This is a genomic window from Bacillus sp. FSL W8-1143 (genome assembly GCF_037965155.1).
Lineage (GTDB): Bacteria > Bacillota > Bacilli > Bacillales > Bacillaceae > Bacillus > Bacillus pumilus.
Genome location: NZ_CP150182.1, coordinates 2,315,794 through 2,329,039 on the forward strand (window position 1 = coordinate 2,315,794; position 13,246 = coordinate 2,329,039).

A 13,246-nucleotide genomic window follows, 5' to 3' on the forward strand; every position below is an offset into this window, starting at 1 on the left:
CAGTAGTCTTTCCATCTCTTGAAAGAAACATTCGAGCGCTTCATCAATGAAAAATACTTTACATTTATATTGCATTCTAAAGGTGTGTTTGATAGAATACAACTTGTTCTATTGTGAAGATTTAACCTTAAGACAATTGTGTTTAGGTTGTATCTTAGGAGGTGAAACACATGCCAAATATTAAATCAGCGATCAAACGTACAAAAACGAATAACGAACGCCGTGCACACAACGTGACAATCAAGTCTGCGATGCGTACTGCGATTAAACAAGTTGAAGTTTCTGTAGCTAACAACGATGCTGAGCAAGCAAAAGCTGCTCTTTCTTCTGCTGCAAAACGCATTGACAAAGCCGTTAAAACTGGTCTTGTACACAAAAACGCAGCTGCGCGTTACAAGTCAAGACTTGCTAAACAAGTAAACGGACTTTCTGCATAATGCTTGCAACGCCTCAGTAATGAGGCAACTGTTTAACTGTACGTCCGTCCTGACCGGCTCAGCCATTAGGACAGACTGACAATTATACATCTAAACAAAAACGACCCTCTTTTTAGAAGGTCGTTTTTTTATGTTCAAGCGCCTAATAGGCGAAGCAGAAACAATTCTAGCAATAGCTGCTTGTCCTTTTTACCGGTTTTCATTTCATAATCGATCGTTGATAGCTCTTTGACAATTTGCTTCAGCTCTTCTTCTGAAAACAGCCTTGCCTGATCCATAGCAAGTTTCACGCGGAATGGGTGGACTTTTAGATTTGAAGCAATTTGTTTTTGCCCATATCCTTGCTGAGCGAAATACTTCGTCTGTAAAATCAAACGAAATTGAGTGGATATAAGTGCTAATATTTTAATGGGTTCCTCATTTTGTTTCAGCAAATCATAAAACATCTGCATGGCCTGAGAGCGGCGTCTGTTGACAATTTGGTTAATTAATTCGAAAATATTCTGCTCTAAGCTTCTTGCAACGAGCTGATTGACATCCGCTAATTCAATTTCGTCTCGCTCTCCAATATATGTACTCAGCTTCCTGACCTCTTGAAACAATGAGGATAGGCTTCCGCCGCACAGCATCACAAGCTGCTCAGCCGCTTCAGATGTCATCGCCTTTCCTTCTGTTTTCACCAGCGTAATGGTGAAATCCGTTGTTTCTTTTGGGTTTAACTCTTTTGCCTCAACCATAGCCGCTTTCTTTTTTAGCAATTTGGTGATTTTCTTCCGTTCATCCAGCTTTTCATATGGTGCCAATAAGACGAGAATGGTATAAGGCGCCGGCTTTTCTAAATAAGCTTCTAACAGAGAAAGCTCATGCTCAATCTTCTCTTTTTTCTTTTCCGCTGTAAGAAAATAAGGGTTCTTGATCACAACGAGACGTCTTTCTCCCATGAACGGAAAGGTTTCTGCATCTGTCACAGCCTGTTCAAGCGGCACCTCTTCCATATCAAAGACGGAGAAATTAAAATCCTTTGTCTCTTCGTCTACTACAGCTTGTCTTAATTTAGCTGCTGTTTCTTGCAGTAAATACGTTTCTTTTCCATATAAGCAATAAACGGGATGGATATCCCCTCTTTTTAAATTGTTCCAAACCTCAAAGACCATAAATTGAATCCCTCTCTTTCACTTCCTCCTCTATCCTAAAGTGTGCGAAGACATTAGTAAAGAGGAAGCTGAAAGTACCGCCTCCTCATTTATAGTAAACGTCTGGTGCAAGCTCCCGGGTCAGCTTGCTTCAGACGATATTCATAAAATGATCATGAAAATGGAAAACGGTTACTTTACCTTCTAGCAATTCCAAATGAGTTCAAGTATACTAAAATTAGCCAGGAGGGATGAAAATGAATGAATTTGAAAAAAATGTTCAAAGCAAGCGGAATGATGTGACCGACTCAGCCGTTGGTTTTATCGTCACATTCGGATTTTTCGCCTCAATGTTTATTTTGGCAACCATTATACACCTCGTTGGATCTTAACTTCATGATTGCTACATGACTGCCGTTTTGGCAGTTTTTTTATTGTTTTTGTAAGATATCATATGGAGGATGCGTGTAAAACGTTCCTTCCTTCTCAAGAAATCCATAGGTCACACTTCCGTCTTGATCTGTGCGGTACACCTTCGTTTGATGATCCTTTAGTTTTTTCAAGACTTCCTGATGAGGATGCTGATAACGATTGCGTTCACCAGCCGAAATGAGTGCGTGCGACGGCTCCAGATGCCGAAGCCACTCATCACTTGTTGACCCTTTGCTCCCATGATGCCCAACCTTTAAGACATCTGCTTGCAGGTGAGGATAGGCTTCTATAATATCTCGTTCCCCTTCATGTTCAAGATCTCCAGTGAACAGAAACCGTTTCCCGCCAAGATTAAAAGTTAGAACAAGTGAATCATTGTTCTTACTTGTCACCCGGTCTTGCGAAGGGTGAAGAACCTCAAATATGTGCTCTCCAACTTGGAGCTGATCTCCTCTTTCTAATTCATCAATCATAATACCTTTTTCAGCTGCTTCTTTTAGCAGCTTTGCATCTTCTGGACTTCGGGCATAACCTTTTGGTATGGCTAGCCGCTTTACTTTATTTCGTTTGATTAAACGAACTGCTTCTCCCATGTGGTCTTGATCTGCATGCGTGAGAATCAGCACATCAAGTTTTGCTATACCTTTAGAATGCAAAAACGGGATTAGTGTTTGTTCACCGATCGTAGACACTTTACGTCTTTTTTTCCATGGTTCATCATCAAAAGAAAGTCTGCCACCTGTGTCCACAAGTAGATGTCCCTTTCGGTAAGGGAGCTGAATAAACAAACTATCCCCTTGTCCGACATCCAGCATCGTGACCTCCCCTTTTTGGAGAAAATTCGGGGTGAAATAGTGTGCACTCAAGACACCGATTAGTAATATAATCGGCACGGCATAGGATTTCACGGACATTTTGCACTCCATCACAAACAGCAAAAAAACAACGGCGCTCACTTCAAGCAGAATATGCCACCAAGTCGATTTCATAAAAATCAAGTTGAACCCATCAAAAACTGCCATATGTGCTGACAACTGATGACTTAGCTGGATGACCGAATCAAGCAACTGGAACAACACTTTTCCAAGCGGAAGATAAATGATAGACAAAAGAAAAAAGAGTAAGGATAGAGGCAGGACAACTGTTGTATAAAAAGGGACAAATATCATATTCAATGGGATGCTCAGCAAAGAAAATTGCTGAAAATGATATAAAAGAACAGGAAGCGAGGCAAGCTGTGCAACAAATGAGACAAGGAACAACTGCATCACGGCGCTTTTCGCTTGCGATAAGATTCTGGTCGATAACAAAATAAAAAACGTAACCACGAATGAAAGCTGAAATCCGATCTCGAATAGATATAGAGGATGAATCGCTAATAAGAATAAAAACGTTGCGCTTAATACGACAGCAGAAGGCTGTTTCATTTCTTTTGGCAGGCTTGTCATCACTAAATAGATTCCTGCCATAAGGCAAGCTCTTAAAACTGATGGTGCAGCACCTGTCAAACAAGCATAAACAGGAAGAAAGCATAATAGAAGAAGACGCGCTGTCTCTCTTGTCACACCGGCACGAAGCAGACACCAAAATAAACAGGCAAGAAGCGTTTGCACATGCAGTCCTGAGATCGCTAACAGATGAATAACACCGAGCATTTGATAGTCTCTTAGCGTGTCAGGATCAATCAAATCACGGTCTCCAAAAATAAGAGCCTGTACAATACCTACAGAGTTTTTCGGCACATGATCTTCTAAGAATTTTAAGCCTTTTTGCCTCATCTTTTGAAGATAATAGGAAGGACGATCATTTTTTGTACAGCCTTTGATTGACTGCGGTAAGAAAATAGCGCGAATGCCTTTTGATTGTAGAAATTGATCGTATTGAAACCCGTTAGGAATGGTTGCGTGTTTAGGCGGTCGAACATCACCTGTCATATGACAGCTCATACCTGGCTCTACGTCTTTTAACGTCTCTTTTTCACGCTCTGTTTGAATGGTATAGAAAGCGGCTAGCCGGTCATCTTCTGTTGACACAGTTGCCGAAAAACGATTGCCATCTATTTTCGGAATCGTTTCAATCACAACAGAGCCGGAAAAGAATTTTTCTTGAACAGGTTGATCCGTTTCAAAAAACTCATGAACCATAAAAATAAGAGTATAGACGGCTCCACATAGGCTGATCATGAGAAAGAGTTTGGGGATTTTTTTCAGTAGGCTGAGAAGGAAGATGATGAGAAGAAAGAGAAGGAAGTACAAATGAAGATGATATGCAGCCAGAGCAATTCCAACAGCTGCTGAAATTGCCCCAAACGGCAAATAATTAAACATAGGAAGTAAATAATTGATTCGCCTTCTCATGCATATTGCGAATTTCTGATTCACTAAGTCCTGATTCACTTAGTTTGCCAATTAGATCTGCAACAAAGGCTAATTTTTCTTGATTTTTTAAGTCGATGATCATTTCATCGAGTTCAACTTGTTCCGTTTGAACACCTGCCTGCTCAAATAAATCAATGGCATATGGGTGATTTTTATAATCCTTTGCATAGTAAACGGTTCGAATACCTGCTTGAATAATGGCTTTACAGCACTGCAAACAAGGAAAATGTGTGACATATATTTCAGCATCGGCTGTAGGTGCACCAAATTTGGCACATTGTAAAATAGCGTTCATTTCCGCATGGATGGTGCGAACGCAGTGATGATCAATGACATAGCATCCCACATCTGCACAATGGACATCACCAGCAATTGAGCCATTATATCCCCCTGCAATGATACGCTTGTCTCTGACGATGGTCGCCCCAACAGCTAACCGCTCACAGGTGCTTCGCAGAGCAAGCAAATGGCTTTGCGCCATAAAATATTGATTCCATGAAATTCTTTCCACGAGCTGATCCCTCCAGAATGATGGTTGGTATTAAGTGTACATGCCTTCCTTCTATACCGTCAATTCTACTTAACGGTCAATTCATTTTTCAGCCGTTCAATGGTCTTCTCCCCAAAACCTGAAATGTTCCGCAAATCTTCAATTTGTTGAAATTCTCCGTGCTCCTCTCTGTACGTAATGATAGCTTCTGCTTTAGCTGGCCCTATTCCATTAATGGTTTGCAATTCCGCTGCATCAGCCTGATTCACATTGACACCTTGACTCTTTTCATTACCCGATGGAGCGTCTGCACCTGCTGTTTGTGCCTCTCTCTCTGCTTCTCCCTGCTTCCGGACATAAATCATCATACTGTCTTCTAATTTTGCTGCTTGATTAATTTCAATCGTGTCTGCTTTACTAGTAAAACCTCCTGCTCTTCGAATGGCTTCTTCTACCCGTGCATCAGATTGAAACGTATAAACACCTGGCTTTTTTACAGCCCCTTTGATCTCCACAAAAATGGAGGATGATTCATTATCGGTCTTTTCTTGTTTGTTTTCTAATGTGACTTGTTTGTCTTGATCGCCCTTCAATACACTTGGCTCTCTAGTGCTCCCCTTATTTCCTGCCAAAAGGAAGAAAGTGATGATGATCGCGCCCATGAGCCCAGCTCCGATATAAAGACTGTATTTTTTCAATGGAATGAGTCGCTTCACGTGCTCACGCTTCTTTCAATCATATTTTTCTATTGCTCAACATACTGTTTAGAAGATAACAGATCCTATGCGCCTAAGGAGGGAGAACGTTTGAATATCGGGATAATCGGTACAGGAAACATGGGTACCATACTTACTGAGGCATTTATTGAATCAAAGGCAGTCAATCCCTCATCCATCACCATTACAAACCGGACCATAGAAAAAGCGTTCAATATAAAAAAGAACCACCCAGAGCTTGAAGTAACAAAACAGCTTACAGGAGCTGTCATGGATAAAGATTTCATCTTTGTTTGTGTCAAGCCGCTTGATATTTATCCTCTTTTAAAAGAGCTGAGCCCTCTTTTAAAAGAGCACCAAACCATTGTCATCATTACAAGTCCGGTTCATCCTGAACAGCTTCAGGATATCGTTCCTTGTCAAACAGCCAGGCTGATTCCAAGCATTACGAACCGCGCTTTATCAGGTGCGTCACTTTTAACATTTGGATCGTCATGTAATGTCGCGACGAAAACAGCGTTAAGACAATTAGCTTCCTGCATTTCAACACCTATCGAAATTCATCATTCGATTACAAGAGCGGCGTCAGATATCGTCAGCTGCGGTCCTGCCTTTATCAGCTTCCTCGTTCAGAAAATGATTGAAGCAGCCGTTGAAGAAACAGATATTTCTAAAGAAGAAGCCACCACCTTATCAGAAGATATGCTTGTAGGGCTTGGCCGTTTGATTGAAAAAAGAGTCTATACCCTTCCGACACTACAAGACAAAGTGTGTGTAAAAGGCGGCGTTACGGGTGAAGGGATTAAAGCACTTGAAGCAGGTGTTCAAGATATGTTCCACCGCCTTTTTCAAAACACCCATGAAAAATTTGATAAAGATCTTGAAGCGGTTGCGCATCAATATCCGCCAAGTGTGTTTACTGATGATCGCAGAAATTAATCAACTCTGCAACAAGCGAAAAAAGGGTTTTAAAAAACCATCGTTCCATTAAACGATGGTTTTTGGCTTCTTAGCTGAAATGAAATATCTTTCGGCGAATTCCCCGGGCGCTTCATTTGTAAAATCAGCGGTCACTTCTATTTGTTCAAAGCCAGCGGACTCAAGGAACGCCGCATAGGTCTCAAATGGAAATGTACGCTGTTCATGTGTCTCATCATAACGCTGATACACGTCTCCGTCCTTTACAAAAAAGCTTAAATCGTGAATGACCGAATACATGTCATCCCCTTTATCACTCTGCCAAATATAGCTGATCTCTTCATCTTGATCGGCATAAGTCGAACCTGGGAATACCTCTTCCATTTTATAAGGAGTATGAACATCAAAGAGTAAAACCCCATCTGCCTCTAAAAGCTGAAACATGTTTTTAAAGGTTTTTTTGACGTCATTTTCGTTTTTTAAGTAATTCAAGGAATCACAGCATATAACCGCCGCTTGAAAGACTTGCTCAAAACCCGTCAGCTCTCTCATATCTTGATGTAAAAATTGAATGGACTGCTTTTTCGCCTGTGCTTTTTGCTGCGCGAAAACCAGCATTTCTTCACTGAGGTCAATTCCTGTGACTGCGTGACCCTTTTCAGCTAACCGAAGAGAAATCTCTCCAGTTCCACAGCCAACATCAATAATGGCAGCATTCGGTTTGATATTCTGCTGGATCCACTGAACCCATTCATCATAAGGTGCATGTGTCATGAGCTCGTCATACACACCTGCAAACCCTTGATAAATCATGAGTTAATGCCAAGTGAAAGCGTTTCTCTCGGCGCATCTCCCCATAGCTTCTCTAGGTTATAGTATCCTCTTTCTTCTTTGTGGAACACATGAGCAATGACATCACCAAGATCAATCAATACCCATCTTGCTTCATCAAAGCCCTCCATCTTCTTCACTTCGATTCCGCTTTCCTCTGCAAGATGTTTTACTTCTCTTGCAATGGCCTGCACTTGTTTATCAGAGTTCCCGTGACAAATGAGAAAATAATCGGCAACAAGTGAGATTCCTTGCATATTAAGGGCAATAATATCCTCAGCCCGTTTATCATCGCATGCTCCTGCCACGACGTTTAAAATTGATGATGAATCCATCGAAATTCCTCCTTAATTGTTCTTATGCACAAGTGAGTTGTAAGTCGCAAGCGTATCTGGATAGACTGGCTGGTTCTTTTTCAATAAAAAGCTGATCGTGTTTTTTAGTGACTGAATCAGTGCGCTATCTAAATCTTGCTCTGCTAACTCTCTTACTTCTTCAACACCAGGGAAATGACGTCCTGGTTCGATATAATCAGCGACATAAATGACCTTTTCAAGTAATGTCATGTTTGGTCTGCCTGATGTATGAAATTCAATGGCCGTTAAAATATCTTGGTCGTTAATAGCTGCTTCCTTTTTAACCAAATAGGCACCAACCGGGGCATGCCAAAGCTCGGGCGAATATTCCAGCAATAGAGGGTTCATCTGTTCCTGCTGGATAATCCCCTTCATTTCATCCTTTGGTCTAAATTTCGCATAATCATGAAAAATAGCGGCGATCTCTGCTTTTTTCACATCTGCACCGAACCGTTCCGCTAAAGAAATAGCTGTCTCCATAACCCCGAGTGTATGTGTATATCTATGCTCTGTTAACTGCTCTTTGACACAGCTTAATGCTTCTTCACGATTCATATAAGTGATGCTCCTTTATATAACGCTCAACAGCTTTCGGTATCAAATAATCGACAGGTTTTTCCTGCATGATTCGCTGCCTAATCAATGTCGATGATACATCAAAAGCTGGAACATCTGCAAATAAAAGAGGATATGTCGTATTTCGGGTATAACCCGGTCTTTTCATCCCAATAAAAGTAATCATCTGAAGCAAATCATCTATCCGATGCCATTTTGGCAAATACTCGACCATGTCCGCTCCAATCATAAAAAAGAATTCATCTTCAGGATGACGCTTCTTTAAAAGCTCCACCGTATCTACTGTATAAGATGGACCCTCTCGCTCCATTTCAATGAGCTCCAATCGAAAATGTGGATTTGACTGGATCGCCGCATCCACCATTTTCACCCGGTGACGACTATCTGCTCGCTTCCGGTCTGTTTTATGAGGAGGCTTGTGATTTGGGATAAACCAAATTTCATCAAGCCCTACTTGAAAACGCACTTCATTTGCCATCAGCAAATGCCCATTATGAGGAGGATCAAACGTACCACCAAACAACCCTATTTTTTTCATATCACATCCACCTTTACGGCAGCTTAATTTGTTTATTTTCCTTTGATTCTTTATAAAGGACAATCACATTTCCGATCGTTTGAACAAGTTCAGCTTTTGCACCTTTGACAAGTGCTTTCGCAACTTCCGTTTTGTCCTCGTCGCAGTTTTGTAATATGCTGACCTTTAACAATTCTCTTACTTCAAGCGCCTCGGAAATTTGCTTGATCATATTGTCATTTACCCCGCCTTTTCCTACTTGAAAAATAGGTGATAAATGATGTGCTTTTGCACGTAAAAAACGTTTTTGTTTCCCTTTTAACATGGTGTTCCTCCTAATTTCTGTATCACAATTGACTTCATTTTTCTTGCGTCAGGCGTGATGCCTGTCCACAGTTCAAAGGCTCTAGCTGCTTGTCCAACAAACATGCCGACACCATCTACTGTTTTCAAACTTAACCCGGCTGCTTCTCTGAGCAGTTTTGTTTCTATTGGATTATACACAATATCACAAACAACCGCTGTTTTTTTTGCGTTTACTAAAGAAATCGGGGTTTCTTCAACATTCGGGTGCATACCAATTGAGGTTGTATGGATGATGACATCATATTCCCCAAGCTGCTCTTCCGCCGTCTTTAATGTAATGGCACTAGAAGTGAAGTTCCCATCTGCACTTTCAATTAAAGCCTCAGCTTTTTCAATGGTACGATTGGTGATATCAAAGCTTTTCGGTGCATAGTCAGCGATTGTCGTATAAATCGCATTTGCCGCTCCGCCAGCACCAATCATTAGAAATGACAGCTCTGATAAAGGCTGATCCAAGGCTTCAAGCAATGAATGAAGAAAGCCCTCCCCATCTGTGTTGTACCCGACGAGCTGACCTCCTTCGAGCCGCACCGTATTGACTGCACGCAGGCGTTCAGCTGTCACATCAATTTTGTCCAGGTACTGCATGATGTCTACCTTGTGCGGAACAGTGACGTTAAAGCCGCTGATTCCTAAGGCTTTCATACCGCTAATGGCATCTTTCAGGTTATCATTTTCTACTTGAAAGCCATGATAATGTCCATCAATTCCAGCATCCTTTAATGCTGCATTATGAATATCCGGAGACATTGAATGGCCAACAGGGTTACCGATTACTCCGTATAAAGGTTTCAAGGTCTCTCCCCCTCTGAACATTTAAATTAACGAACGTCTCATAAACACATGCACGCCTTTTGGCGCATAGACTTTGATTTGCTTATCTGCATCATTTGCCGTAATCCACCCTAAGCCTGAGAAGACGATATCCATTTTCGGCTGATCAATGGTAAAGGTATGTGGAACGAGTGGAGGAAAATCTTCCATCCCCTCTTTTGATGGCGGTGATAGCAGTTCACCGGCATGTTTTTCATATAAATCATCTGCGTTCTCTAACTTTGTTCTGTGTATGTTCAGCTCATTTGGCATATAGCAGACAAATGACGTTCTGCCGCCTTTTACATAATCAAATCGAGCAAGCCCGCCAAAATAAAGCGTTTGAGCTTCATTTAATTGGAACGTTCTCGGTTTCAATTCTTTTTTCGGCGTTAAGATCTTCAAGTCATTTTTGCTGACATAGTGCGCCATTTGATGACGGTTGATAATGCCCGGCGTATCAAATAGAGCAGATCCGTCATCAAGCGGGATCTCAATGGCATCAAGTGTTGTACCTGGATATTGGGATGTGGTGATCACGTTCTCTTCACCAGATACTTCTTTGATGATTCGATTGATAAATGTGGATTTCCCAACATTCGTACAGCCGACGACATAGACATTTCTTCCTTCGCGGTAATGATCGATCGCTTCCATCACCTCAGGTACGCCCTGACCTCTGCTTGCACTGATTAAGAAAACATCGATCGGGTTCAATCCGTTTTCTTTCGCTTCCCGTTTCATCCAATGAATTAAACGATCTTTTTTCACGGATTTCGGTAAAATATCTACTTTGTTGCCGACGAGTAAAATCGGGTTACCACCGACAATACGACTCAGCCCATTAATCCAGCTTCCGTTAAAGTCAAAAATATCAACGACCTTGACAATCAGAGAATCTGTCTCTCCGATACTGTGCAATATATTTAAAAAGTCGTCTTCTGTTAAAGAAACATCTTGTATTTCATTGTAGTTCTTTAACCTAAAACAGCGCTGACAGATCACATCTTCTTTCAATAGAGATGCTGCCGGCGCATATCCTAATTGATCTTTATCTTCCGTCTGAATGGCTACACCGCAGCCAATACAAACAACCTTTTCCATTATTACTCTTCCTCCCACTGAATGTGGCCCTTACGCTTTAAGGCTCCTAAAATTCTGCGTTCAATCTGCCTGTTAAACTTAGTGATAAATCCGTCTGAGGCAGCAACAGGAACGACCAAAATCGTATGGAAGCCGTGACGATTCCCGCCTAGAACATCGGTCATGAGCTGATCCCCAATGACAACCACATCTTCTTTTTTCAATTGCATATCAGCGACGGCCTTATTAAAAGCTCTTCCCATCGGCTTTTTCGCTTTATAAATAAACGGAATATGAACTGGTTCAGAAAAAAGCTTGACCCTTTTTTCATTATTGTTCGATACAATCGTCACTTGTATCCCGTGATCCTTCATTTCTTGAAACCATTCAATTAAGCGGGGCGTCGCACTTGGACGATCCCATTCTACTAGTGTGTTATCTAAATCGGTAATAATTCCTTTTACATTTCGTTCTTTTAGTTTTTGCGGTGAAATGTGGAAAATGCTTTTCACAAATTCATCCGGTAAGAAATACTTCTTTAGCACAATTTGCACCCTTTCTTCCATTGGTTTTTCAGCGATAGTGTCGAATCAAATCACAATTTGTCTGTCTATCGAATACAATGAAAAAGTTTTCGACATATGACGAGGACCTTCAACAGTTGTGGATAATTTTACACACATTATCCACCTATATTTCATCACGCTTTCATTCAATTATAAACACTCTACCCACAAGTTATCCACTTCACCATGTGGATAACAGAACGATTGTTCTTGTTTCCCATTCATGGTAGATTAAAGGTACTTCAGAGACATTCGATCAACCTATGATGATATGTCTTTTCCTCAAGTTTTATGCCAACTTTTTCAGGGGAGGTGTTTTTCCCATCATATGGGTTTCTAGTATGAAAAAGCTGTCAGATGATTTACTTATAGAATCGTATTATAAAGCAAATGAAATGAACTTAAATCGCGACTTCATTGAATTAATTGAGACAGAAATGAAAAGACGTTCGCTCGGGCATATGCTCTCTGTTTCCTCTTAATTCCATATCACAGGAACCATGCCTCCCGAGCATTCTCTTTTTTAAACTCAGGTGACTGATATTATATCACTTGCGCTATAGGCTTACTACTATTTTCCGTAAAAAACACCCCTTCTCAAGTAAAGAAGAGGTGTCTTATTTGCAAGGCTGTTCATTCCAAAACCATAACCCTCCACCTACGACCAAAATAACCACAAGGAATACAACAAGAAAAGCGTAACCGATTCCTGCTCCTTGAGCTGGATAAGGCGAACACGCAGGGTAAGGATAAGGGCATCCCCACATATCAGTTACCTCCTTCTAGGAAGATATACTGTTAGACTATGCTAAATGGATGATCTTGTTTAGGCAGATGGCCATCATTTAAAAATGTTTGATGACATCACGCTCTTTGATTTCGTTATAAATGATTCTTGCCCCTTTTGGCGTCATATGATTGCCAGAAGGGTCGATTAAACCTGATTGAATCAACGCATTGTCACTATCTTCACCAGCTTCTCGGATGAACGCTTTCCAGTTGTCGACAAGCGGTACTTGCTGATCCTTGGCTATTTCTCTCGTGATGTCATTATAGGAATTTTGCCAAGCTCTTGCCCCGCCTCTCTCAGCAAAATAAGATGACTTATACCTAGAGTAATAATACAAGCCCTTTTTTCCGCCTTCTACAACAGGTACACAAGTCATGAGAACCGGGGTAATGCCTGCTTTTCTACTTTCAGAAATGAAGTAGGTTACATTTTCTTTAAATCTTTTTTTCGTCACTCGGGGATGTTTCCCGTCTAAAATCGCCGCATCATTCGTACCGAACATGATGAGGACGTAAGTTGGTTTCTGCTTTAAAATATCCTGCTCAAAGCGAAGCTTCGCATCTTCAGTCGTCTGCCCGCCAATCCCTGCGTTCTTCACTTGAATTTGACCGCGCTCGACGTTTTTCATGAGATTCACCCATTTTTCAGATGTTGGATAATCTCGGAAGTCCCAGTTTGATCCCTTTGTATTGCTGTCGCCAAATGCAATGACACTTTCTTGTTCTGGCTTTGAGCACCCAGCAGCGACACAAAGCAGGATGAAAAGGACAACATATTTCTTCACAACATTCACCTCCAAAAGCCCTCTTCATATAGTAAACGACAAGACTTTTGGTTTCAATGA

The 13,246-nt window shown here is 41.2% G+C and carries 18 protein-coding genes; 4 read left to right on the forward strand and 14 right to left on the reverse strand.

Annotation, left to right across the window (positions count from 1 at the left end; translation table 11 throughout):
* Positions 1-170: 170 nt before the first annotated feature.
* Entirely contained in the window at positions 171-437 is a 267-nt protein-coding gene (rpsT, locus tag NSQ36_RS11685; RefSeq protein WP_003217506.1) for a 30S ribosomal protein S20, read from the forward strand.
* A gap of 134 nt (positions 438-571) precedes the next feature.
* Here rpsT and holA read toward each other — a convergent pair whose 3' ends face one another.
* The gene (gene holA, locus NSQ36_RS11690; protein WP_113387159.1) at positions 572-1,591 is read right to left on the reverse strand and encodes a DNA polymerase III subunit delta; all 1,020 of its coding nucleotides are present in this window, start codon (positions 1,589-1,591) and stop codon (positions 572-574) included.
* 236 nt (positions 1,592-1,827) lie between these two features.
* On the opposite strand from holA, the gene NSQ36_RS11695 reads away from it, so the two are divergent.
* Positions 1,828-1,962: a YqzM family protein gene (locus NSQ36_RS11695; RefSeq protein ID WP_012010638.1), complete on the forward strand. Its 135-nt coding sequence runs from the start codon at positions 1,828-1,830 to the stop codon at positions 1,960-1,962.
* Positions 1,963-2,001: 39 nt separating this feature from the next.
* Here NSQ36_RS11695 and NSQ36_RS11700 read toward each other — a convergent pair whose 3' ends face one another.
* From NSQ36_RS11700 to NSQ36_RS11710, 3 genes are all read right to left on the reverse strand, one after another.
* Positions 2,002-4,329, reverse strand: a complete 2,328-nt coding sequence (locus tag NSQ36_RS11700; RefSeq protein ID WP_339207354.1) for a DNA internalization-related competence protein ComEC/Rec2 — start codon at positions 4,327-4,329, stop codon at positions 2,002-2,004.
* Entirely contained in the window at positions 4,322-4,891 is a 570-nt protein-coding gene (locus tag NSQ36_RS11705; protein WP_003217422.1) for a ComE operon protein 2, read from the reverse strand. Before NSQ36_RS11705 ends, NSQ36_RS11700 begins: the two co-directional genes overlap by 8 nt.
* A gap of 65 nt (positions 4,892-4,956) precedes the next feature.
* Positions 4,957-5,586 carry a helix-hairpin-helix domain-containing protein gene (locus NSQ36_RS11710; RefSeq protein WP_106032746.1) on the reverse strand — a complete coding sequence of 210 codons (630 nt, stop codon included), beginning with the start codon at positions 5,584-5,586 and terminating at the stop codon, positions 4,957-4,959.
* A 90-nt stretch (positions 5,587-5,676) separates the two neighbouring features.
* Between NSQ36_RS11710 and comER the strand changes: the two genes are divergently transcribed.
* Positions 5,677-6,525, forward strand: coding sequence for a late competence protein ComER (gene comER / locus NSQ36_RS11715; RefSeq protein WP_339205740.1), 849 nt, complete (start codon positions 5,677-5,679; stop codon positions 6,523-6,525).
* A 48-nt stretch (positions 6,526-6,573) separates the two neighbouring features.
* Here the strand turns inward: comER and NSQ36_RS11720 are convergent, their stop codons facing one another.
* Genes NSQ36_RS11720 through NSQ36_RS11755 form a run of 8 tightly spaced genes read right to left on the reverse strand, consistent with a single transcriptional unit; the run spans position 6,574 to position 11,591 of the window.
* Positions 6,574-7,317, reverse strand: a complete 744-nt coding sequence (locus NSQ36_RS11720) for a class I SAM-dependent methyltransferase (protein WP_106032744.1) — start codon at positions 7,315-7,317, stop codon at positions 6,574-6,576.
* Entirely contained in the window at positions 7,314-7,670 is a 357-nt protein-coding gene (rsfS, locus tag NSQ36_RS11725) for a ribosome silencing factor (protein WP_251190296.1), read from the reverse strand. Before rsfS ends, NSQ36_RS11720 begins: the two co-directional genes overlap by 4 nt.
* A 12-nt stretch (positions 7,671-7,682) precedes the next feature.
* Positions 7,683-8,246, reverse strand: coding sequence for a bis(5'-nucleosyl)-tetraphosphatase (symmetrical) YqeK (yqeK, locus tag NSQ36_RS11730; protein ID WP_003217386.1), 564 nt, complete (start codon positions 8,244-8,246; stop codon positions 7,683-7,685).
* On the reverse strand, positions 8,236-8,805 hold the full coding sequence (locus tag NSQ36_RS11735; protein ID WP_106029125.1) for a nicotinate-nucleotide adenylyltransferase: 570 nt from the start codon (positions 8,803-8,805) through the stop codon (positions 8,236-8,238). Before NSQ36_RS11735 ends, yqeK begins: the two co-directional genes overlap by 11 nt.
* 13 nt (positions 8,806-8,818) lie before the next feature.
* Entirely contained in the window at positions 8,819-9,109 is a 291-nt protein-coding gene (yhbY, locus tag NSQ36_RS11740) for a ribosome assembly RNA-binding protein YhbY (protein ID WP_003217501.1), read from the reverse strand.
* Positions 9,103-9,945 carry a shikimate dehydrogenase gene (gene aroE, locus NSQ36_RS11745; protein WP_251190295.1) on the reverse strand — a complete coding sequence of 281 codons (843 nt, stop codon included), beginning with the start codon at positions 9,943-9,945 and terminating at the stop codon, positions 9,103-9,105. The genes yhbY and aroE overlap by 7 nt, the downstream gene beginning before the upstream one ends.
* A gap of 21 nt (positions 9,946-9,966) precedes the next feature.
* Positions 9,967-11,067 (reverse strand): ribosome biogenesis GTPase YqeH, encoded by a 1,101-nt coding sequence (yqeH, locus tag NSQ36_RS11750; protein ID WP_251190294.1) that lies wholly within the window; start codon positions 11,065-11,067, stop codon positions 9,967-9,969.
* A 2-nt stretch (positions 11,068-11,069) separates the two neighbouring features.
* Positions 11,070-11,591 (reverse strand): YqeG family HAD IIIA-type phosphatase, encoded by a 522-nt coding sequence (locus tag NSQ36_RS11755; RefSeq protein WP_034620856.1) that lies wholly within the window; start codon positions 11,589-11,591, stop codon positions 11,070-11,072.
* Positions 11,592-11,953: 362 nt separating this feature from the next.
* Between NSQ36_RS11755 and NSQ36_RS11760 the strand changes: the two genes are divergently transcribed.
* Complete coding sequence (locus NSQ36_RS11760; protein ID WP_003217327.1) at positions 11,954-12,094, forward strand: sporulation histidine kinase inhibitor Sda; 141 nt, start codon at positions 11,954-11,956, stop codon at positions 12,092-12,094.
* Positions 12,095-12,229: 135 nt separating this feature from the next.
* Here the strand turns inward: NSQ36_RS11760 and NSQ36_RS11765 are convergent, their stop codons facing one another.
* Complete coding sequence (locus NSQ36_RS11765; RefSeq protein ID WP_003217499.1) at positions 12,230-12,379, reverse strand: hypothetical protein; 150 nt, start codon at positions 12,377-12,379, stop codon at positions 12,230-12,232.
* 78 nt (positions 12,380-12,457) lie between these two features.
* Positions 12,458-13,186 (reverse strand): GDSL-type esterase/lipase family protein, encoded by a 729-nt coding sequence (locus NSQ36_RS11770; protein WP_223251386.1) that lies wholly within the window; start codon positions 13,184-13,186, stop codon positions 12,458-12,460.
* Between the last annotated feature and the right edge of the window lie 60 nt (positions 13,187-13,246).

Bases quoted from the DNA above. Each gene is read 5' to 3' on its own strand.
- rpsT (WP_003217506.1), top strand. From the start codon at position 171: ATGCCAAATATTAAATCAGCGATCAAACGTACAAAAACGAATAACGAA.
- holA (WP_113387159.1), bottom strand. From the start codon at position 1,591: ATGGTCTTTGAGGTTTGGAACAATTTAAAAAGAGGGGATATCCATCCC.
- NSQ36_RS11695 (WP_012010638.1), top strand. From the start codon at position 1,828: ATGAATGAATTTGAAAAAAATGTTCAAAGCAAGCGGAATGATGTGACC.
- NSQ36_RS11700 (WP_339207354.1), bottom strand. From the start codon at position 4,329: ATGTTTAATTATTTGCCGTTTGGGGCAATTTCAGCAGCTGTTGGAATT.
- NSQ36_RS11720 (WP_106032744.1), bottom strand. From the start codon at position 7,317: ATGATTTATCAAGGGTTTGCAGGTGTGTATGACGAGCTCATGACACAT.
- rsfS (WP_251190296.1), bottom strand. From the start codon at position 7,670: ATGGATTCATCATCAATTTTAAACGTCGTGGCAGGAGCATGCGATGAT.
- yqeK (WP_003217386.1), bottom strand. From the start codon at position 8,246: ATGAATCGTGAAGAAGCATTAAGCTGTGTCAAAGAGCAGTTAACAGAG.
- NSQ36_RS11735 (WP_106029125.1), bottom strand. From the start codon at position 8,805: ATGAAAAAAATAGGGTTGTTTGGTGGTACGTTTGATCCTCCTCATAAT.
- yhbY (WP_003217501.1), bottom strand. From the start codon at position 9,109: ATGTTAAAAGGGAAACAAAAACGTTTTTTACGTGCAAAAGCACATCAT.
- yqeH (WP_251190294.1), bottom strand. From the start codon at position 11,067: ATGGAAAAGGTTGTTTGTATTGGCTGCGGTGTAGCCATTCAGACGGAA.
- NSQ36_RS11760 (WP_003217327.1), top strand. From the start codon at position 11,954: ATGAAAAAGCTGTCAGATGATTTACTTATAGAATCGTATTATAAAGCA.
- NSQ36_RS11765 (WP_003217499.1), bottom strand. From the start codon at position 12,379: ATGTGGGGATGCCCTTATCCTTACCCTGCGTGTTCGCCTTATCCAGCT.